This window comes from Nibricoccus aquaticus (assembly GCF_002310495.1).
In the GTDB taxonomy this organism is placed as follows: domain Bacteria; phylum Verrucomicrobiota; class Verrucomicrobiia; order Opitutales; family Opitutaceae; genus Nibricoccus; species Nibricoccus aquaticus.
Map to the genome: position 1 here is coordinate 4,365,366 of NZ_CP023344.1, position 21,007 is coordinate 4,386,372.

Annotated in this window: 16 protein-coding genes; 12 read left to right on the forward strand and 4 right to left on the reverse strand. The window is 62.0% G+C overall.

Annotated elements, in window-relative coordinates:
- Nucleotides 1–9: 9 nt before the first annotated feature.
- Complete coding sequence (locus CMV30_RS17690) at nt 10–1,101, reverse strand: hemolysin family protein (RefSeq protein ID WP_096057257.1); 1,092 nt, start codon at nt 1,099–1,101, stop codon at nt 10–12.
- A gap of 86 nt (nt 1,102–1,187) precedes the next feature.
- Between CMV30_RS17690 and gcvT the strand changes: the two genes are divergently transcribed.
- The 5 genes from gcvT (at nt 1,188) to bglX (ending at nt 9,568) form a co-directional block, all read left to right on the forward strand.
- Entirely contained in the window at nt 1,188–2,291 is a 1,104-nt protein-coding gene (gcvT, locus tag CMV30_RS17695; RefSeq protein ID WP_096057854.1) for a glycine cleavage system aminomethyltransferase GcvT, read from the forward strand.
- Entirely contained in the window at nt 2,288–2,671 is a 384-nt protein-coding gene (gcvH, locus tag CMV30_RS17700; protein ID WP_096057258.1) for a glycine cleavage system protein GcvH, read from the forward strand. The genes gcvT and gcvH overlap by 4 nt, the downstream gene beginning before the upstream one ends.
- A gap of 280 nt (nt 2,672–2,951) precedes the next feature.
- Nucleotides 2,952–4,046, forward strand: a complete 1,095-nt coding sequence (locus tag CMV30_RS17705; RefSeq protein WP_138223371.1) for an efflux RND transporter periplasmic adaptor subunit — start codon at nt 2,952–2,954, stop codon at nt 4,044–4,046.
- 3 nt (nt 4,047–4,049) lie between these two features.
- Nucleotides 4,050–7,181 (forward strand): efflux RND transporter permease subunit, encoded by a 3,132-nt coding sequence (locus tag CMV30_RS17710; protein WP_096057260.1) that lies wholly within the window; start codon nt 4,050–4,052, stop codon nt 7,179–7,181.
- 134 nt (nt 7,182–7,315) lie between these two features.
- Entirely contained in the window at nt 7,316–9,568 is a 2,253-nt protein-coding gene (bglX, locus tag CMV30_RS17715) for a beta-glucosidase BglX (RefSeq protein ID WP_096057261.1), read from the forward strand.
- A gap of 138 nt (nt 9,569–9,706) precedes the next feature.
- Here the strand turns inward: bglX and CMV30_RS17720 are convergent, their stop codons facing one another.
- Nucleotides 9,707–12,049 carry an FdhF/YdeP family oxidoreductase gene (locus CMV30_RS17720; protein ID WP_096057262.1) on the reverse strand — a complete coding sequence of 781 codons (2,343 nt, stop codon included), beginning with the start codon at nt 12,047–12,049 and terminating at the stop codon, nt 9,707–9,709.
- Entirely contained in the window at nt 12,046–12,924 is an 879-nt protein-coding gene (fdhD, locus tag CMV30_RS17725; protein WP_096057263.1) for a formate dehydrogenase accessory sulfurtransferase FdhD, read from the reverse strand. Before fdhD ends, CMV30_RS17720 begins: the two co-directional genes overlap by 4 nt.
- A 128-nt stretch (nt 12,925–13,052) precedes the next feature.
- Between fdhD and plsY the strand changes: the two genes are divergently transcribed.
- From plsY to CMV30_RS17760, 7 genes are all read left to right on the forward strand, one after another.
- The gene (gene plsY, locus CMV30_RS17730) at nt 13,053–13,739 is read left to right on the forward strand and encodes a glycerol-3-phosphate 1-O-acyltransferase PlsY (RefSeq protein ID WP_096057264.1); all 687 of its coding nucleotides are present in this window, start codon (nt 13,053–13,055) and stop codon (nt 13,737–13,739) included.
- 21 nt (nt 13,740–13,760) lie between these two features.
- On the forward strand, nt 13,761–15,086 hold the full coding sequence (locus CMV30_RS17735) for a homoserine dehydrogenase (protein ID WP_096057265.1): 1,326 nt from the start codon (nt 13,761–13,763) through the stop codon (nt 15,084–15,086).
- Nucleotides 15,087–15,249: 163 nt separating this feature from the next.
- The gene (locus CMV30_RS17740) at nt 15,250–16,467 is read left to right on the forward strand and encodes an aspartate kinase (protein WP_096057266.1); all 1,218 of its coding nucleotides are present in this window, start codon (nt 15,250–15,252) and stop codon (nt 16,465–16,467) included.
- A gap of 84 nt (nt 16,468–16,551) precedes the next feature.
- Complete coding sequence (gene thrC, locus CMV30_RS17745) at nt 16,552–17,913, forward strand: threonine synthase (RefSeq protein ID WP_096057267.1); 1,362 nt, start codon at nt 16,552–16,554, stop codon at nt 17,911–17,913.
- Between the two features lie 545 nt (nt 17,914–18,458).
- On the forward strand, nt 18,459–19,460 hold the full coding sequence (locus CMV30_RS17750) for an aldo/keto reductase (RefSeq protein ID WP_096057268.1): 1,002 nt from the start codon (nt 18,459–18,461) through the stop codon (nt 19,458–19,460).
- Nucleotides 19,457–19,864, forward strand: a complete 408-nt coding sequence (locus CMV30_RS17755; protein ID WP_096057269.1) for a GreA/GreB family elongation factor — start codon at nt 19,457–19,459, stop codon at nt 19,862–19,864. The genes CMV30_RS17750 and CMV30_RS17755 overlap by 4 nt, the downstream gene beginning before the upstream one ends.
- Before the next feature lie 25 nt (nt 19,865–19,889).
- Complete coding sequence (locus CMV30_RS17760) at nt 19,890–20,228, forward strand: cupin domain-containing protein (protein ID WP_175414945.1); 339 nt, start codon at nt 19,890–19,892, stop codon at nt 20,226–20,228.
- Between the two features lie 303 nt (nt 20,229–20,531).
- Here the strand turns inward: CMV30_RS17760 and CMV30_RS19620 are convergent, their stop codons facing one another.
- The gene (locus CMV30_RS19620; RefSeq protein WP_138223372.1) at nt 20,532–20,999 is read right to left on the reverse strand and encodes a hypothetical protein; all 468 of its coding nucleotides are present in this window, start codon (nt 20,997–20,999) and stop codon (nt 20,532–20,534) included.
- Between the last annotated feature and the right edge of the window lie 8 nt (nt 21,000–21,007).

Here is a 21,007-nt window from a genome sequence, read left to right on the forward strand (position 1 = left end):
CCAAACGGGTCAAGCGACCGGCGGGAATTTGCCTGCCGTTGGTGGCATAGCGCCGCCATCGCCCGGTCGCTTCGCTGACTTCCCTTGTTTCTGCTGCTTAGTCCGCGCCAGTTCGCGCATGTCCACGGCGACGTCGTCTTTCTCGAAGATCTCGCGGCCGAGCAGCTGCTCCATCACATCCTCCATCGAAACCACGCCCGCGGTCGCGCCGAATTCATCGACCACGACCAGCATCTGCTGGTGCGTCTTCAGGAAAACCTGGAGCGCGTTGGCGACCGTCACCGTCTCCGGGATGAACTGGACCTCCTGCATGATCTTCTCGACGAGATCGAGATCCTGGTCGTTGGCCTTGGTCTTCAACAAATCGCGGCGGCGCACGAGGCCCACGATGTCATCGAGATTTTTCCCGTACACCGGCATGCGCGCGAAGGGGATATTCGGAAACTCGCGGAAAATTTCCCCGACCGTCGCATTCTTTTTGAGCGCGGTGACGACGGTGCGCGGCGTCATGATTTCGCTCACGCGCACATTATCGAGCGCGAGAGCGTTGGTGATGATGTTGGATTCGCTCCGGCTGATGGTGCCCTGCTGCGCGCCGCGCTCGGCGAGCAGGATGATTTCCTCGTCGGACTTTTCCGTCGTTGTCGGTGCGGGCACAACGAATCGCACGAGCAGGTTGCACACATAGGTGACCGGGCGCAGCGCGTTGGCCATGAACGCCAGCGGGTAAACCACGTACGGTTGCAGCCCGCGCCGGTACGCGACGGCGATGTTCTTCGGGAGAACCTCCGAGAAAATCAGCACCGTCAGCGTGAGCGAGCCGGCGATCGCACCGATGATCGCTTCGCCGAAGAGCCGCGTCGCCAGGCTGCCCACGATCACCGAGCCGAGCGTGTTGGCGATGGTGTTGAGCGTGAGGATCGTCGAGATGGTTTCATCGAGGCTCATCTTGAGCTTCTCCAGCACGGCTCCCCGGCGTGGGCGCTGCTTCTTAAGCGCTTCGATCTCCGCCACCGTCGTGCTCAGGATGAGCGCTTCCATCAGCGAGCAAATAAACGAGACGCTGAGCGTGAGAAAAATCGCGATGATGAGCCAGAGCATGTCCGCAGTGTCGTGGCGGTCGCAGGCGGCGTTTACGAATCAAAACTTCCTTGCCGCAGTCCGCCACGCGCCGCCTAGTTCCCTGCATGAGTCTCCTCAAACGGACACCCCTGCACGCCTTCCATGTCGCCCACGGCGGCCGCATCGTGGACTTTGCGGGGTGGGAGATGCCGGTGCAGTACAAGAGCATCCTCGAAGAGCACAAAGCTGTGCGCCGCACCGCCGGTCTTTTCGACGTAAGCCACATGGGCGAGGTCGATGTGAAAGGCGCGGAGGCGTCGAAATTCCTCCAGCATCTCGTCACCAACGATGTCACGAAGCTCTACCCGGGCCGCATTCTCTACACGTCGATGTGCTACGAAAACGGCGGCGTGGTGGACGATCTTCTCGTCTACATGCGCGGGCCCGAGGATTATTTTCTCTGCATCAACGCCGGTAACATCGACAAAGACCTCGCGTGGATTCGCGAGAAAGCTGCTGCCTTCGCCGTCACCATCACCGACCGCTCGGACGACTACGCGCTCCTCGCCGTCCAGGGCCCGAAAGCCGCCGCCATCGTTCAGTCGCTCACCGGCGCGAAGCTCGATCTCATCAAGTATTATCACTTCGGCGAAGGCACCGTCGCAGGCATCCACTGCATGATCAGCCGCACCGGCTACACCGGCGAAGACGGCTTCGAGCTTTATCACGCCGCCGCCGATGCGCCCGCGCTTGCCGAGGCACTCCTCGCCGCCGGCGCTCCGCACGGCCTCGAACTCGCCGGACTCGGCGCTCGCGACAGCCTCCGCCTCGAAGCCGGGTATCCGCTCTACGGGCACGAAATCACCGCCGAGACTTCGCCCCTCGCCGCCGGTCTCGGCTGGACGGTGAAGCTCAACAAAGGCTCCGACTTCATCGGCCGCGCCGCGCTCGAAGCAGAGTCAAAAAGCGGCGCCGCCCGCAAAATCGTCTTCTTCAAAACCGGTGACCGCCGCATCGTCCGCGCAGGAGCCGCCGTCCTCACCGATGACGGCCGCACCGTCGGCACCGTCGTCTCCGGCACACTCTCGCCGATCCTCAACGAAGCCATCGGCTCGGCACTCGTCGAGTCGCCCGCCGCCAGCCAGCCGCTCTTCACCGACATCCGCGGCGCGAAACTCGCCTTGCAGCCCGTCAAACCTCCCTTCATCGAACTCCGGAAAACCACATGAGCACCGTCCCCGCTGACCTGAAATACGCGAAGTCCCACGAATGGCTGAAGCTCGAGAGCGACGGCACCGCCACCGTCGGCATCACCGACTACGCGCAAAGCAGCCTCGGTGACATCACCTTCGTTCAGCTCCCCAAAGTGGGCGCGGTTCTCAAAGCCGGTGACACCTTTGGCGTCGTCGAGTCCGTCAAAGCCGCTTCCGATCTCTATATACCCGCTAGCGGCACCGTCCTCGCTGTGAACGCCGACCTCGATTCCGCTCCCGAAACCGTCAACCGCGAGCCCTACGCCGGCGGCTGGATGCTCAAATTGAAACTCTCCGACTCCGCCGCAGCCGCCTCGCTGCACGATGCAGCCTCGTACTCGAAATTGATCGGCTGACACGCCCGCGTGCCTGGCCCACCCGGCCTGCCTGGCGAATCCAGCCATCCACGCTCCGTTCGCCTGCGGCTTCGTGCAGAAAGCGGCTCCTCACCAGAGCCGCTTTTTTGCGCCCCCCGCGCGAGGTTTCCCGCGTGATCGCTCGCGCGAGCGCGTTGCACATCCATAGCCGCAACCGCATGAGCCCGTTTCCACCCTCCGCCGTTCCTCACGAAATCCGCCGCCCCGGTTGCTTCGCGCGCAACTCTCCCGCACTCTCTGCGTCTTTGCAGCCAACCGCATGACACGTCTCCGCGCCTTTCCCTTCGTCCTTTGCGTGCTGGCCGCCGCCGCAGGCTGCTCCCGCAAAACCGAATCCGCCTCCGCCGCGCCCCAAGCCCAAAAGCAGCCCGTCGAGGTCACCTCCGTCGTGCGCCGCGATCTCGCCGAGACGCTCACCGTCGTCGGCTCCATCGCCGCCAACGAATCCGCCGCCCTCCGTGCCGAGATCGCCGGTCAGGTCCGCGAGGTTTTCTTCGATGAAGGCCAGCGTGTCACCAAGGGCCAGGTTCTTCTCAAAATCGACGACTCCGAACTCCGCGCGCAATTCGCTCAGGCCGAGTCCCGCTTCAAACTCGCCGAGCTCAGTCTCGCGCGTAACCAGGGCCTGCTCGAAACCAAGACCGTTTCCCAAGCCGACTTCGACCGCGCCAACGCAGAGTTCTCCACAGCCACCGCAGAGCTCTCCTTGCTCCGCGTGCGCCTCGCCAAGACCGAGATCAAAGCCCCCTTCGACGGTGTTGTCGGTGGACGCTCCATCTCTCCCGGCGACTACGTGACTCCCGCCAGCGTCATCGCGCAGATCGACGATCTCAGCCGCCTCAAAATCGATTTCCAGATCCCCGAGCGTTTCATCGGGAAAATTAAACAAGGCACCTCCTTTACCCTCCGTTCGCGCACGCTCGACGCCTCCGCCCGCGTTCAAGGCGAAGTCTATTTCGTCAGCTCCGTAATCGACCGCGCCACCCGCGCCAGCGAAGTGAAAGGCCTGCTCGTCGAGCCACCCGCCGGCCTGAAGCCTGGCATGTTCGCCAACGTCGAGATCGTCCTCGATGTCCGCAAAGACGCGCTGACCGTGCCCGAAGGTTCGATACTCGCCTCCGTGCGTGGCGCTCAACTCATCGCCGTCAAAGACTCCGGCAGCGACAAGATCGCTGAGTTCATTCCCGTCGAACTCGGCCTCCGCGCCCGCGGCTTCGTTGAAATCGTTTCCTCGAAAACACCGCTCGACGAACAGCAGTCCATCGTCGCAGCAGGCGTGGGTTCGCTCATCTTGTTTCCCGGAGCGAAGCTCGATCCCAAGCCACTGAAGGCTGAGATCAAGAAAGCGGAGTAATCCATGGTCCTCTCCGATCTCTCCATCAAGCGCCCGGTCATCTGCCTGGTCGCCTCCATCTTGATTGTGCTGCTCGGCGTGCTGTCGTTCAGCAAGCTGCCCGTCCGCGAATACCCCAACATCGATTCGCCCACCGTCTCCGTCGAAACGTCTTACCCTGGCGCTTCCGCCGAGGTCGTGGAAACGAAAGTTACCGAGCCGCTCGAAAAGGAAATCGCCTCCATCGACGGTATCCGCGTCATCAAATCCACCTCCTCCGAGGAGCGCTCGCAGATCAACATCGAGTTCACCCTCGCCCGCGACATCGACGAAGCCGCCAACGACGTCCGCGACCGTGTCTCCCGCGCCCAAGGCCGTCTGCCCGATGAGATCGACAACGTCCAGGTCTCCAAGACCGAGGCCGACTCCAGCCCGATCATCACGCTTTCCTTCAACTCCGAGCGCCACACGCGTCTCGAAATCACCGAGATCGTCGAGCGCATCGCGCTCACCCGACTCCAAACCATCCCCGGCGTCGGCGCCGTCAACATCCGCGGCCCGCGCTACGCGATGCGTCTCTGGGTCGATAGCGACCGTCTCGCCGCCTACAACCTCACCGTCGGCGACATCGAGACCGCCATTCGCCAGCAAAACGTGGACATCCCCGGCGGCCGCATCGAATCCGCCACCCGCGAATTCCCCGTGCGCCTCCAGGGCAACATGGCCGAGGCGGGCGACTATGAAAACCTGGTCCTCGCCACGCGCGGCGATTACCAAGTGAAGTTCTCCGATGTCGGCCGCGTCGAGCTCGGTGCCGAAGACTATCGCGGCGAGTCTTACTACAAGGGCCGCCCCAACGTCGGCGTGCAGGTTCTCCGTCAGACCCAGTCCAATCTCCTCGACGTCGCCAACGCCGTGAAAGCACTAATCCCGGTCATCCAGGCCGAGATGCCCGCCGGTGTGAATGTGGGCATCGGATACGACACCAGCGTCTTCGTCGATCGCTCGGTGAAAGAGGTCTACAAAACACTGTGGGAAGCGTGTCTGCTCGTGATCTTCATGATCTTCCTGTTCCTGCGCGACTGGCGGGCGACGTTCATCCCGCTGCTCGCCATTCCGGTTTCGATCATCGGCTCGTTCGCCATCATGAGCGCGCTCGGCTTCACGATGAACGTGCTCACGCTGCTCGCCCTCGTGCTGGCCGTCGGCCTCGTGGTCGATGACGCCATCGTGATGCTCGAAAACATCTACCGGCGCATCGAGGAAGGGGAGAAGCCGCTCCACGCCGCCGTGCATGGCGCCCGCGAAGTCGCCTTCGCTGTCATCGCCACCACGCTGACGCTCGCCGCCGTGTTCGTGCCCGTGGCGTTCCAGTCGGGCCAGACCGGCCGTCTCTTCTTCGAGTTCGGCATCACGCTCGCCGTGGCCGTGCTCGTCTCGGCCTTCGTCGCGCTGACGCTCACGCCGATGCTTTGCTCGCGGATGCTGAGGAAAAACATGGTGAACGGAAAAGTTCACCACGGGTGGCTCTACGAAAAGACCGAGCCGTTCTTCGTCCGCATGAACGCGATCTTCGAGAAGATGCTGCGCTGGGCCTTCCGCGCTCCGATGATCGTGCTCGGCGCGGCCCTCGTCTTCGCCGTCGTCGGCTTCTTCTTCTACTCGAAACTCCAGCGCGAACTCACGCCCATCGAGGACCGCGGCATCTTCACCGCCAACTTCATCCCGCCGGTCGGCTCCACGCCCGCCTACATGAAGCAGTACTCGGTGCAGATGGAGCAGATGATCCTCGATATTCCCGAAATGGACCGGACGTTCCACCGCACGGGTGACGGTTCCCGCGCCTTCGTTTTCGCCACGCTGAAACCGTGGGAGGAACGCGACCGCAGCACGCAGCAAGTTCTCGCCGAACTGCGCGGCAAATTCCGCCAGATCACCGGCGGCCAGTCCTTCGCTTCGCCCGTTCGTCCGCTCGGCAGCCGCCGTTCTGGTGCCGGTGCAGTCGAGATGGTTCTCCTCGGCAACGACTTCAGCCAGCTCCAGGAAATCGGTGCGAAGATGATCGAGAAAATGCGCGGCGGTTCCGTGTTTGTCCTCCCGCGCGTCGATCCTTCGCCTACCAAGCCGCAGCTCAACGTCCGCATCGACCGCGCCCGCGCCGCCGATCTCCGTGTCCCGGTTTCCGCCGTCGCCACCACGCTCGAAAGTATGCTCGGCGGCCGCCGCGTCACCCAGTTCCAGCGCGGCAATCAGCAGTATTACGTGCTCGTGCAGGTCGAAGACACCGACCGCTCCACTCCCAACGATCTCTCCCGGCTCTACGTTAAATCCACCGACGGAAATCTCGTGCAGCTCAGCAATCTCGTGACCGCCGAAGAAGGCATCGTTCCCGAAAACTTCCCGCACTTTAACCGCATGCGCTCCGTCACGGTTTCAGCGCAACTCGCCACCGGGAAAACCATCGGCGACGGCGTCGCCTTCCTCGAAGAAACCGTGAAGCCGCTCCTGCCCGCCGGGTACACGTACGCATGGGACGGCGAGACGCGCGAGTTCGTCGAAAGCGGCAGCGACACCTACATGCTCTTCGGCCTCGCGCTGCTTTTCACGTTCCTGATTCTCGCCGCGCAATTCGAGTCGTGGATTCACCCAATCACGATCTTCACCGGCGTCGCGCTCGCCCTCGCCGGCGGCATTCTCGTGCTTTACTGCACGCGCTTCTTCGGAGCGCCGATGACGGATAATTTATTCTCCCGATTCGGACTCATCATGCTCATCGGCCTCGTCGCGAAGAACGGCATCCTGATCGTCGAGTTCGCCAACCAGCTCCAGATCCAAGGCAAGAACGCCTTCGACGCCGCGTTCGAATCCGCGACGCTCCGCTTCCGTCCGATCTTGATGACCTCGATTGCCACCGTGCTCGGCGCCGTGCCGATCGCGTTCGCCAGCGGCGCCGGAGCCGAGACGCGCAATCCCCTCGGCCTCGTCATCGTCGGTGGCCTGACCATCGCGACCTTCATGACGCTCTTCGTGATCCCGCTCTTCTACGTGCTCGTGGACCGCTTCGTGGTAAAAGTCACCGGCCACTCCAGCGCCCACGGCCTCAAGCGCGCCGAAGAGATCGGCAAAGAAGTCGACGAGCCTGTCCTCGCTAAGTGATCGCCCTGTAGGAGCGGCTTTACGCCGCGATTAACGCACCCGCCCGCGTTTCCCTCCGCACATCGCGATCCCGCGCTCAACTCCACATTCGCGCGTGCCGATGTTTCCGCTAACCGTAGCGAAAACCGTCACCCATGCGCACCCGCTTTCTCGCGTCCGTCGCCTGCCTTTCACTCGTCGCTAATCCCCAGATCTCGCTCGCAGCTCCGCCCGCCGGCCCGGCTTTGGACGCAGCCGTCGAAGAACTCCTCGGCCGCATGACTCTCGCCGAAAAACTCGGCCAGATGAGCCAGGCCAGCCGTCAGCCCTACGCCGACCATCTCCGCGACACCAAAGAACTCGTCCGCCAGGGCGCGCTCGGCTCCATCCTCAACGCCACCACCCGCGACCAAGTCGAAGAATTCCAACGCATCGCCGTCGAGGAGAGCCGCCTCAAAATCCCGCTGCTCTTCGGCCTCGATGTGATCCACGGCTACCGCACGCTCTTCCCGATCCCGCTCGCGCAATCCTGTAGTTGGAATCCCGATCTCGTCCAAAAAGCCGCGCGCATCGCCGCCGTCGAAGCGACCGCCGAAGGCATCCGCTGGACCTTCGCCCCGATGCTCGATCTGACCCGCGATGCCCGCTGGGGCCGCATCGCTGAAACCGTTGGCGAAGACCCTCTGCTCGCCTCGCGCATGGGCGCCGCGATGGTCCGCGGCTTCCAAGGCGACGACCTATCCTTGCCCACGAGCATGGCCGCGTGCGGAAAACATTTCGTCGGCTACGGCGCTGCCGAGGCCGGGCGCGACTACAACACCACGCTCATCCCCGACACCGAGCTGCGCAACGCGTACCTACCCGCCTTCAAAGCCGCCAAAGACGCCGGCGTGCTCACCTACATGAGCGCCTTCAACGACCTCAACGGCGTGCCCACTTCCGCCAACCCGCGCGTGCTCCGCAAAATCCTCCGCGACGAATGGGCCTTCAACGGCTTCGTCGTCAGCGACTGGACCTCGGTCGATGAACTCATTCCTCACGGTTTCGCCGCCGACGGACGCCAGGCCGCACAGCGCGCCATCGCCGGTGGTGTGGACATGGAAATGGTCTCGCCGCACTACCGCACTTTTGGCGCGGATCTCATCGCGAAAAACGAACTCCCACTCGCGTTCATCGACGATTCCGTGCGCCGCATCCTGCGCGTGAAGTTTCAACTCGGCCTCTTCGACCATCCCTTCACCGCGAAAGAAACGCCCCGCACCAGCAAGAACCCGCTCTCCGCCGAACACCTCGCCGTCGCCCGCGAACTCGCCACGCAAAGCATCGTCCTCCTCAAAAACGACCGCGGCCTCCTCCCTCTTTCCTCCGCCACCAAATCCATCGCCGTCATCGGCCCGCTCGCCGACAGTGGCGACGACATGCGCGGCTGCTGGTTCTGCGAAAGCAGCCCCGGCGACACGATCACGCCACTCGCCGCGCTCAAAGAAACCCTCGGCCCGCGCGCGCAAATTCTGCACGCGCCCGGCACGAAGCGCGACATCGACGACTCGACCGACGCCTTTGCCGCCGCCGTGAAAGCCGCGAAAAAAGCCGATGTCGTCATCCTCTGCCTCGGCGAAGGCCGCGATCTCGCTGGCGAGGCCCGCTCACGCGCCTTCCTGAATCTCCCCGGCACACAGGAAAAACTTTTCGACGCCATCGCAGCGACCGGAAAGCCCATCGTCCTCGTCATCTTCGCCGGCCGCCCTCTCGTGTTTCCCGCGCAGTTCGCGAAAGCGCGCGCCGTCTTCTACGCCTGGCATCCCGGCACCATGGCCGGTCCGGCGCTCGCCGATCTGCTCCTCGGAACCGCCAATCCCTCCGCCAAACTCACCGTGAGTTTCCCCCGCACCGTCGGCCAGATCCCGATCTACTATAATCACCGCAACACCGGCCGCCCGCCGCAGAAAGAAAACGTCGGCATCCCGATGGGTACTCCGCAAGATCCGCAGGGTTATTACTCCAAGTTCATCGACGTTCACTCCACGCCCGAATTTCCCTTCGGCCACGGCCTCAGCTACACGACCTTCGCGTATTCGGATCTCCAAGTCACCGCGCCAAGCGGCACCAACGGCACGCTCACCGTTTCCGCTGTGATCAAAAACACCGGCTCTCGCGACGGCGTGGAAATCGCCCAGCTCTACACGCGTGACCTTATCGGCCAGATCACGCGTCCCGTCCGCGAACTCAAAGGCTTCGAGCGCGTCCCGCTCAAGTCCGGCGAGTCGCGCACGATCACCTTCAACGTCCCCGCATCCGAACTCGGTTTCTTCAACGAAGACGGCCGGTACATCGTCGAGCCCGGCAAATTCCACGTCTGGGTCGGCGGCAGTTCCACCGCCACGCTCATCGGCGAGTTCGAGCTGTAGTCGGAGTTGAATCGCAAAGAAGCAAAGACGCTAAGTTCGGAAGCAAAGAGTCGATCTGTTTTCCTAACGCAGGACCTCCTGCTTTTTTCGCGATCGACCTTAGGGTCGTTGCATCTTTGCGATTCAACAAACCGTCGACTAACCCTTGCGCGCATTCCATGCCGCGACTCCGTCCTTCGACGCCGCGAGCGTGATTACCACGTACTTCGACGTCGGCGTGTTGCTGCCTTCAGCGACGCTATCAATCGGCACGAGCACGTTGGCCTCGGGAAAATAAGTCGCAGCGCATCCACGCGGAATGTCGTACGGCGCGACCATGAAACTCGGCGCCACCCGCGTCTCGCCACGAAAGTGACTCGTGAGATCGACCAGTTGCCCCTGCATCAACCCGCGCGCCGCGATGTCGTCTTTGTTGAGAAACACCACGCGCCGTCCGTTGAAAACGCCGCGGTAACGATCATCGAGCCCGTAGATCGTCGTGTTGAACTGATCGTGCGTGCGGATCGTCATCATCACGAATTGCCCCGGCGCCAGCTCATGGCGCTCGACCGTGTGCGTCGTGAATACCGCTTTGCCGGAAGGCGTGGTGAACGTGCGCGAGTCGCGCGGTCCATTCGGTAGATAAAACGGCCCGATGCGCACGCGATCATTGAAGCGCTCGAAGCCCGGGATCACGCGCTCAATGCGTTCGCGGATGCGGTCGTAATCGCCCGCCATCGCGAGCCAGTCCACCGGTGATTTTTCGCCGAGCACCGCGCTCGCCAGCCGCGCCACAAGAGCCGGTTCACTGAGCAGAAACTCCGATGCAGGCTCCAGACTTCCGCGCGAGGAATTGATGATGCCCATGCTGTCTTCGACCGTGATGAACTGCTCGCCGCCCGCCTGCCGGTCGATCTCCGTCCGCCCGAGACACGGCAGAATCAACGCCGTGCGTCCCGTGATCAGGTGCGAGCGGTTGAGCTTCGTGGAAACGTGTGCGGTTAACGCGCAGCGGCGCAGCGCCTCGGCCGTGAACTCCGTGTCGGGCGTGGCGGAGAGGAAATTGCCGCCCATCGCGACGAGCACGCGCACGTTCCCCGCGTGCATCGCCTTGATCGAATCGACCACGTCGAGCCCATGCTCGCGCGGCGGCGAAAACCAAAACTCGCGCGCCAGCCGGTCGAGAAACGCCGCCGAAGGCCGCTCGAAAATTCCCATCGTGCGGTCGCCTTGCACGTTGCTGTGTCCACGAACCGGGCACACGCCTGCGCCGGGCCGCCCGATATTTCCGCGCAACAGCAGGAAGTTCACGATCTCCTGAATCGTACCGACCGCCTGCTTGTGCTGCGTCAGTCCCATCGCCCAGCATACGATCACGCTCTTTGCCTGGAGCGCGATCTCTGCAGCGGAGCGGATCTGTTCGCGGGAAAGTCCGCTACTCCGGGTGATGTCGTCCCACGCCACGCGGCGCAGATGCGCGATCAACGCCTCGAATCCCGCCGTGTGTTCGCCAATGAACACATGATCGAAAACCTCGCCCGGGTGGAGTTCTTCCCGGGCGATCAGCTCTTTGATGAGTCCTTGGAAAAACGCCATGTCGCCGCCAATGCGTACGGGCAGCCACAGGTCCGCGAGCGCCGTTCCACGGCCGAGCATCACGCCGGGAATGCGCGTCAGATTCTTCAAGTCCTGCGGATTCACGAACGCGTTCGTTCCTGCTTCAGGTAGCGGATTGATGCTCACGATGCGCGCGCCGCGCCGCTTCGCCGATTGGAGCGTCGAGAGCATGCGCGGGTGATTTGTCCCGGGATTCTGGCCCACGATGAAAATCGCGTCAGCCTTCTCGAAATCGTCGAGCGTCACCGTGCCCTTGCCGATGCCGATGGTTTCACCGAGCGCGACACCGCTCGATTCGTGGCACATATTGGAGCAATCGGGCAGGTTGTTCGTGCCAAACGCGCGCACGAAAAGCTGATAGAGAAATGCGGCCTCGTTGCTGGTGCGGCCCGACGTGTAGAAAGTCGCCGCGTCGGGCGAGGGGAGTGCGCGCAACTCCGCGGCGATCAGTCGAAACGCTTCGTCCCACGCGATCGGCGCGTAGTGCGTCGCTCCCGGACGAAGCACCATTGGCTCGGTGAGACGTCCTTGTTTTCCAAGCCAGTGATCGGATTTCGCCGCGAGTTCGGCCACGGAATATTCGCTGAAAAATTCGCGTGTGATTTTTTGGGTCGTCGCTTCGTCGGCCACGGCTTTGACGCCGTTCTCGCAGAACTCGGCCACGTGCCGGTCAAAGTCCGGGCTCGGCCACGCGCAACTCTGGCAGTCAAAGCCATCGACCTGATTCACCTTGAGCAGCAGCTTCGCGCCGCGGACGAGGCCCATCTCGCGCGATGTGATCGCCACGCTTTTCTGGAGCGCGCGTAATCCGGCCGCAGCGTGTGGCGGTTGTTTCAGTTCAGTGCCCTGGGTCTCGATGGGCGGCTGTGCGTCGGGAAGTTTCATGTGGCGGCAAAAGCGGGGGTGAGTGCGCGAAGACGCATGGTGCCCGCGTATACGTTGAAACGATTTTCGCGGACGAACCCGAGCAGTGTGGCACCCGTTTCGCGGGCGAGTTCGATGGCTAGACTCGACGGCGCACCGACCGCCGCGAGCACGGGGCAACCGGCCATGACGATTTTCTGGACGAGTTCGAAACTCGCGCGGCTGCTCACGAAGACGATGCGCTCCGAAAGTGGGATCGCGCCGGCCGGTGCGGCCAGCAGCTGTGAGCCGATGAGTTTATCCACGGCGTTGTGGCGCCCGATGTCCTCGCGAACGGCGACGAGACGGCCGTCGAACGTGAACAACGCCGCCGCGTGAAGTCCGCCGGTTTGATCGAAACCGGATTGCGCGGCGCGGAGTGTTTCTGGCAGGCGATGGATGATTGCCGGATCGAGCAGCGGCGCAGCCTCGGGCAGCGGATGACGCGTGGCAGTGCGAACGGCGTCTAGAGATGCCTTGCCGCACACGCCGCAGCTGGAGGTCGTGTAGTTGTTTCGTTCCAACGGACGCACATCGACAGCGACGTCGGGCCGAAGTCTCACAATCACGGTCTGCGGTTTATCGGCCGGGCGGACGATTTCGGCTATATTAGCCGGATCGCGCACGATGCCCTCGGTGAAAAGGAAGCCTGCGGCCAGATCACGGTCGTGACCCGGCGTGCGCATGGTGATCGCGACGGTTTTTCGGACCTCAACACTGCCGCGCGTGTAGCCGAGCTGGATTTCGAGCGGCTCCTCGGTGGCGACGAGATCGGTTGCCGTTTCCGGTGCGTCCGTGCCGATGCGCAGGATGGAAAAGGCAGTCACTGCGTCAGCGGGTGGCAAATACGTGGGCATGAAGCGAAAAGGTTGGCCGAAATGTGCCGGGGACTTGGACTGAGTCAAAGGCTCGCGGATGGCGCTTGGGGTGGATTTCTGGCGTTGCGTTTGATGGGTGCGGACATTGATTCGGCAGCTTTTCCGCCATGCTGACGCCACTCCTCATCGCCGCCGTTGTGGGCTATTTTCTGGGCGCACTGCCGTTCGGCTGGCTCGTAGCGCGGTCACGGGGCATCAACATCTTCGAACACGGCAGCAAAAACCCGGGCGCGACGAATGTCCGCCGCGTGTGCGGCAAAGGCCCGGGTAATCTGGTTTTCTTTCTCGATGCAGTGAAGGGCGCGGTGGCGACGGGCTGGCCAATTTGGGCGGTGGCACTTTTCCCGACGGAGGGTTCGAAATTAGCCCGGGTAGATATTGGCTCTTTCAATCTGGTGCCCCCGTTCGCTGAGTTTCATCTCGCGGTAGCCGGCCTTGTCGCCGCCCTCATCGGCCACAGCTTTTCCTGCTTCACCAAATTCAAAGGCGGCAAAGGCGTCGCCACCGCTTCGGGCGGTTTCCTCGTGTTGATGCCGCTGCCGTTGCTCTGCGGTCTCGGTGTGTGGCTGGCGACGTTCTACACGACGCGCTACGTCTCCCTTGCGTCGATGCTCGCGGCCATCGCGTTGCCCATCGCGGCGTTTTTCTTTAAGCAGCCCAATCTCCTCATCGGGCTCGGCGGTGTGATCGCGCTCTTCGTCGTTCTTCGCCACCGCGCCAACATCACGCGCCTGCTGAATGGTACCGAGTCCAAGTTCGTCAAGAAACCCGCAGAGCAAACTCCGTCGCGCTAACGTCGCGGCCCCCTTATTTTCATGAGCACACCCAAGACCATCAAGATCGGCCTTTGCGGCTTCGGCACCGTCGGACAAGGCGTCTGGCAGCACCTTGAGCGCGCACGAACCGATCTCGAAGCGCGGCTTGGCGTGAAGCTCGAACTCGCCCGCGCGGCCGTCCGCGATCTCAAGCGCGCTCGTGATGTCGCCATTCCGGCCGACAAGATCACCGGCGACGCGCTCTCCATCGCCAATGATCCGTCCCTCGCGATTGTCTGCGAACTCATCGGTGGCACCACGCTCGCACGCGAAGTCACGCTCGCAGCACTGAAGCGCGGAGCGATTGTTGTCTCGGCCAACAAGGCTCTGCTTTGCGATCACGGCGCAGAACTTTTCGAGACCGCCCGCAAACACGGCGGCCAGTTGCTCTTCGAAGCCTCTGTTGCCGGCGGCATTCCCATCATCAAGGCCCTCCGCGAAGGCCTTGTCGCGAATCGTTTCACCCAGATCTACGGCATCCTCAACGGCACCTGTAACTACATCCTCACTCGGATGGTGCAGGAAGGCGCGCCGTACGCCACGATCCTCGCCGACGCGAAACGCCTGGGCTACGCCGAGGCGGACGAGTCGCTCGATGTCGATGGCTGGGACACCGCGCACAAAGCCTCGGTCCTCGCATTCCTCGCGCACGGCGTGTGGATCAAGACGGATAAAATGATCGTCGAGGGCATCGCCAAGATCACCCAAGCCGATCTGAAACACGCCGCCGCGCTCGGCTACGGCATCAAGCTCCTCGCCGTCATCACGCGCGACTTCGCCGCCAATCAGCTCTTCGTCCGCGTCCATCCAACACTGATCCCCGAGGAACGTGTTCTCGCGAGCGTCAACGGCGTCTTCAACGGCGTCTCCGTGACCGGCGACGTCGTCGGCACGACCACGTACATAGGTCGCGGCGCGGGGCGCGACGCGACCGCCAGCGCCGTGATCAGCGACATCGTCGATGCCGCAGCGATTCTCGCTACGGGCAAAGCCGTGCCGTCGATCCCCGGGTCTTCCAGTTACGCATCGAGCCAGCCACCGTCGCTCGCCCCGCTCGAAAAAATCACTGGCCGCTACTACGTCCGCACGCTCGTCAAAGACGAGCCGGGCGTCCTCGCCCAGATCGCCACGGTCATGGCTAACCACAAGGTGAGCATCGCCAGCGTCACGCAGCCCGAAGTGGCAGAGGAGGGGACTGCCTCGTTGATTTTGACGACGCACCTCAGCAACGAGCACGCGATCCGCGAAACCCTCGCCGATCTCGCCCGCCTCCCGAGCGTCGTGGAGGCACCGTTGCTCCTGCGTATTGGCGACTTCGCGGAGTAAGATTTCCCCCTGTAGGCCAGCGTGCTTGCACGCGCTCCGAATCTCCGCAGAGCGCGTGCAAGCACGCTGGCCTACAAAGAAAGGGCGTCCCTCGCCGTCCAATTCATTCCAAATTCCGCTCGCCGTACCGCGGCATCCTGTTTTTTCCTCACAGACTCTATCCATGGCACGCATCGTCCAAAAATACGGCGGCACCTCAGTCGGTGACGTCGAACGCATCAAAAAGGTCGCTGAGCGCATCAAATTCAACCGCGACGAGGGCAACGAGATCGTTGTCGTCGTTTCGGCCCGCGCCGGTGTGACCAACGAGCTCATCGCCCGCGCGAAAGCCGTCACGCCGCACCCCAGCGAGCGCGAGATGGACATGCTTCTCTCCATCGGCGAACAGGAGACGATCGCCCTCGTCGCCATGGCGTTGCACGGCCTCGGCGTTCCCGCCGTCAGCTACACCGGCGGTCAGGCCGGCATTTTCACCGACAAAGTCCACACCCGCGCCAAGATCCAGGCGATCAACCCCGCCTCCATCGAGAAAGACCTCAAGGCAGGCAAAGTGGTCATCGTCGCCGGTTTCCAAGGCGTGAACGCCGAAGGCCAGATCACCACGCTTGGTCGCGGCGGCTCCGACCTCACCGCCATCGCGCTCGCCGCTCCGCTCAAGGCGGACAAGTGCGAGATCTACACCGACGTTGACGGCGTTTACACGGCCGATCCGCGCGTCGTGAAGACCGCGAAAAAGCTCACCGAGATTTCATACGACGAAATGCTTGAACTCGCCTCATCCGGCTCGAAGGTCATGCAAAGCCGCTCGGTCGAATTCGCCAAAAAGTTCGGAGTCGTTTTCGAGGTCCGCTCATCGTTCAACTATAACCCAGGAACCATCGTGAAAGAAGAAGTCGCCTACATGGAAAAGGTCGTCGTGCGTGGAGTCGCCGTCGATAAGGACCAAGCAAAAGTCATCGTCAGCAACATCCTGGATAAACCTGGTTCAGCCGCGAAAGTTTTCCGCGCGCTCGCCGACGCCAGCATCATCGTGGACATGATCGTCCAGAACGTGGGCCGCAACGGCATCGCGAACCTCACCTTCACCGTTCCGCAGACCGATACGCACAAAGCCCAGAAAGCGCTCGAACCCGTTCTCGATGAAGTCGGTGGAGGTCAGCTCGCGATCCATGAAGGCATCGCAAAACTCTCTGTCGTTGGTGTCGGCATGAAGACGCACTCCGGTGTCGCCGCCACGCTCTTCCAGGCGCTTGCCGATGCGAACGTGAACATCGAGCTCATCACGACCTCCGAGATCAAAATCTCCGTCGTAATCGACCAGGCCCACGCTGAGACCGCCGCCCGCGCCGCCCACGCCGCGTTCCAGCTGGATCAGCTGTGAGCTTCTTAAACGGCTAACGTTTCTCAAAAAATGCCGGACGGAGCTCACGCCCCGATCCGGCATTTTGCTTAATCACCCTTTCCTATGCGTTTCATTTCTACTCGCGGACAATCTCCTGCTCTTGGTTTCAGCGACGCCGTTGCCACCGGGCTCGCGCCGGATGGCGGGTTGTTTCTGCCCGAGACTTTGCCGTCGTTTGCGAACGATCTGAAACGCTTCGAGAAACTGAGCTACCCCGAACTCTGTTTCGAATTCCTCAAGGTCTTCGCGACCGACATCCCTCAAGAAACGCTGCGCGCGATCATCGCGAAATCGTACACGACCTTCTCGCATCCCGACATCGCACCGCTGAAACAGCTCAGCGAAAAACTGCACGTCCTCGAACTCTTCCACGGGCCGACCCTCGCGTTCAAAGACTTCGCGCTCCAGCTCCTCGGCAATCTCTACGAATACCAGTGCCGCACGCGCGGTGAGACGATCAATGTCCTCGGCGCCACCTCGGGCGACACCGGCTCCGCTGCGATCCACGGCCTGCTCGGTAAACCCGGCACCGCGATTTTCATCCTCTATCCCGACGGCCGCACCTCGCCGCTTCAGGAGCGCCAGATGGCCTGCACCGGCGCGGCCAATGTCTTCGCCCTCGCGATCGACGGCACCTTCGACGACGCGCAGAACGCGTTGAAGGACGTCTTCGGCGATCAGGATTTCCGGAAGCAATTCCGCCTCTCCGCGGTGAACTCCATCAATCTCGCCCGTGTGCTCGCCCAGTGCGTGTACTACTTGAGCGCGTTCCTCCGTCTTCCCGCCGCGCAGCGCGAAGAGGCTGAGTTCGTCGTCCCCACGGGTAATTTTGGAAATGTTCTCGCCGGCTGGATGCTCCAGAAAATGGGTGTGCCGATCCGCGGCTTCCGCGTCGCGACCAATCAGAACGACATTCTCTACCGCCTCTTCACGACTGGCGAATACGCAGTGTCCGACGTGCGTGCGAGTCTCGCGCCATCGATGGACATCCAGGTCGCGTCGAACTTCGAGCGCTTCCTCTATTTCAACGTTGGCCGCGACGGCGCGAAAGTCCGCGAGGTCATGCAGACTTTCAAGACGACCGGTCGCTACACGTTCGCGAATTTCGACAAGGACTCCTTCGACGCCTCGCGCTGCACCGATGCCGAGATTCCTGGCATCATCAAAGATGTCTACCGGAAGTACGGCTACATCGCCGATCCGCACACCGCGTGCGGCTTCAAGGACATCAAGACGGACCGCCCGAGTGTGATTCTCTCCACGGCGAGCCCGGCGAAATTCCCCGAGACGATCATCAAAGCCATCGGCACCGAGCCGACGCACCCGAGTCTCGAAGTCCTCAAAGCCAAGCCGCTCGTGAAGCACAAGATCGTCGCCGATCCCGCCACGATCAAAGCCTTCATCCGCGAGCACGCGGTGCGCTGAGTTTGTTTCTTCGTAGAGCTGGATCAGAGGTCTGGCTCTAAAATTGAAAAATAGTTTGAGGGGGATAATACTTTCGCGCGTATAAATATTACCACCGCTTGACTTATCTGAGCGCGGAAATTGTTTCCCAACGTTCCCCATGATGCTTCGCGAAAAATATCCCCGATTCCATGTTCATTGCATGGACCACGTGGTCACACCGGGTGCTCCCGGTGCCGCGAGCTGACGAGTTTCCTCCGCGCTATTGTTTCGCGAAGAGCTCGCCAGAACTGAGCGAGCACCGGGGACAAATCTGAAATCACTGATGCGCTGATTCGCGTCGTGATTTCTCCACCCACGCCTCCGCGCCACTTTGGCTGAGTGCGTGTTTTCAACAAACTCAGTCCGCGCCATCGCGTAATCCCCGAAGGGGAAGCGATGGCTTTCGTCCGCCTCGAACTCGCTCAACTCATGTCGATCCTTCACCGCTCTGCGCGCCCGTGTGGGCCGTTTTCTCCACTCGTTTCAACCCTCGCTGGCATCGGCGCTTCTTCGGAGGTGCTGTCATGAATCAGCGTGTACTCGGCCGCACCGGGCTGCGCGTGTCGGAGCTCTGTCTCGGTACACTCAACTTTGGCTGGAGCGTCGGCGAAAAGCAGGCTTGGGCGTTGCTCGATGCTTATCGCGCCGCTGGCGGAAACTTTATTCAGGCTTCCGCGGTCTGTGAACCGGATGACGCGATCCCTGCCGTCGCCGAGGCGAGCGAGGAGTTTGTCGGACGCTGGTGGCGCGATCGGATGATTCCGCGCGAGGAATTGTTTCTCGCGACTCGCATCGTGATCCACAACGCCCGTCCGCACGGCGCGGGCACGCTCGAAAGCTATATCCGCCGCTGCTGCGAGTCGTCGCTGGGACGCTTCCGCACGAATCACCTCGATCTGATCATGATCGAGTGGAGCGAAAATCTTCCGTTGATGGATGACGTTCTTTTTGTGCTCAGCCGGCTGAAGCGTGCGGGGCTCGTGCGCTATCTCGGCGCGTCGGGATTTCCGGCGTGGCGGCTAATGGAGTCGCTGCATCGTTCGGCGCAGCGCGATGTCGATCGCTTCGAGGTGTTGCAGGCAGATTTTTCGCTGCTAGCCAATTCTCGCAGCGAACTCGAGCAGCTCCGGCTTTGTCACGATTACCGGCTCGGGTTTCTCGCGCGTTCGCCGCTCGCGGGCGGTTTGCTCGCGAGTGCTGACTCCGGTCGCCATGGACTTTCCACCACGCGCGCGCGCCGTCTGCAGCGTCAGTTTGCAGGCGTCGATGTCGGCGGACTACGCGCCGGGCTCACCGAGATCGCGGCGCGTCATCAACTCACGCTGCCGCAGACGGCGCTCGCGTGGGTGCTGGCCGACCCGGCTGTGACCGCGCCCGTGCTCGGCGTGAGTTCGGTCGAGCATCTGGAGCCGCTGCTGCGCGTTCCCGCCGTAGGACTCACGTCTGCAGATTTTTCCTCGCTCAACGCCGACGAAACACCGGCCGGCAGCGAACCCGTTTCCACCCTCAACCTCATCCACTCATGAACACAAAACCCATCCACATTTCCCAATCCGACTACACCCGCATCCAGCTCCTCCTCTCCGCACTCCGCAGCGATCAACGCTCGGCCAAGGTAATCGAGAAGCTGCGCGGCGAACTCGAGCGCGCCGTCGTGCTCCCCGAACTGCCGCCGCATATCGTCGGCGTCGGTTCGACCGCGGATGTGCGCGATCTCGAATCGGGCGACCTCGACCGCTTCACGCTCACGCTACCCGAGCAAGCCGATGCGGCCCGCGGAAAACTTTCCCTGCTCGCGCCACTCGGCACGGCGATACTCGGTTTTTCCGAGGGCGATGAATTTGCGTGGGAGATGCCTGGCGGCGTCCGCCGTCTGCGCATCGAACGCGTAACCCAACCTGCGGAGGCCGTCGTTTCCGCGAACTCATAAACAAAAACCAAACCATCGAATGATCATGAATACCGCAGCCAATCCACCCAACGACACCAAGTGGCGCATGTCCAAAAACGTCCTCAACGCCGGCGAGCTCAACGGCTCGCTCACACTGATCGGACCGGGCTCAGAGCTCGAGCCTGAGACCTCGTCCGTCGAACGCGTCATCTACGTCGCCCAAGGCGTGATCACCGCCGCGTTCTCCGCGGCCAACCACATTTTGCAGACCGACGACACGCTCGTAGTCCCGGCCGGCCGTTCGCTTGAGATCCGCAATAGCGGTAACGCTCCGGCGAAGGTCCTCGTGATGTCACTGCCGTCGCGACGTCGCGCGGAGACGCCGCTGGTGGTGCTGAACTGAGTCTGTTGTGTAGGTCAGCGAGCTTGCTCGCGCTCCGAACCGTGCCTGCAAGCAGGCTGCCTACATTCATAAAGTCCGAGGTGGAGCGCGCCGTCCCGGCGCGCTGTTCGAGAGGAGACCGCGATTCATCGTGTGTGATCTTCGACATCGCTCAGCGTGCGCGGAGCGCCCGCTCCACCTTCCGAAACTTGAGTTCGGCAATAGCGGCGACGCCGCTTGTCATGCTCAACCGAGCGTAGCCTAATTTCAGTTCATTGGAGGCGTGAATCTGCGTCGTGCCTCCAATCGATGCCTGAGGATACTTTATGAGGAGTGTTCATCTCCACCTACTTTGATTCGTTGGCCGAGGCTTTCGATATGCACTACGACGAAAGAATCTGAGGAGAGCGTGTACCGGTATGTTATGGTGAAGATACCTCCGTCTGATTTGCCTATGATAAACATACGGGCCGTGCCGTTAACAGAGTCACCTTCTTTTCTTCGTTTCCAATCCTCGGGCACATTCTTGCTGAAAAAGCGGCGTTCTTCTTTGGAGATGAGAGCAAAGGATGCGTCAGTAGGACTCCCAGTTATTGCTGTGATGGCAGGATGGGAAAAAGCGATTTTGTACAAATGGGAACGCTCAAGATCACGACTTGGATCACGCCATTTCGAAAACGCCAAAAATGCCAATAAAAGTCCGGACACAAAAACCGGAACGAAAACTATTTCCTTCCATTTAAGGCCACGCTCAGGAGCGTCCGGCATCTCGTACTTGGCTATCGTGCTCATGAATTAGC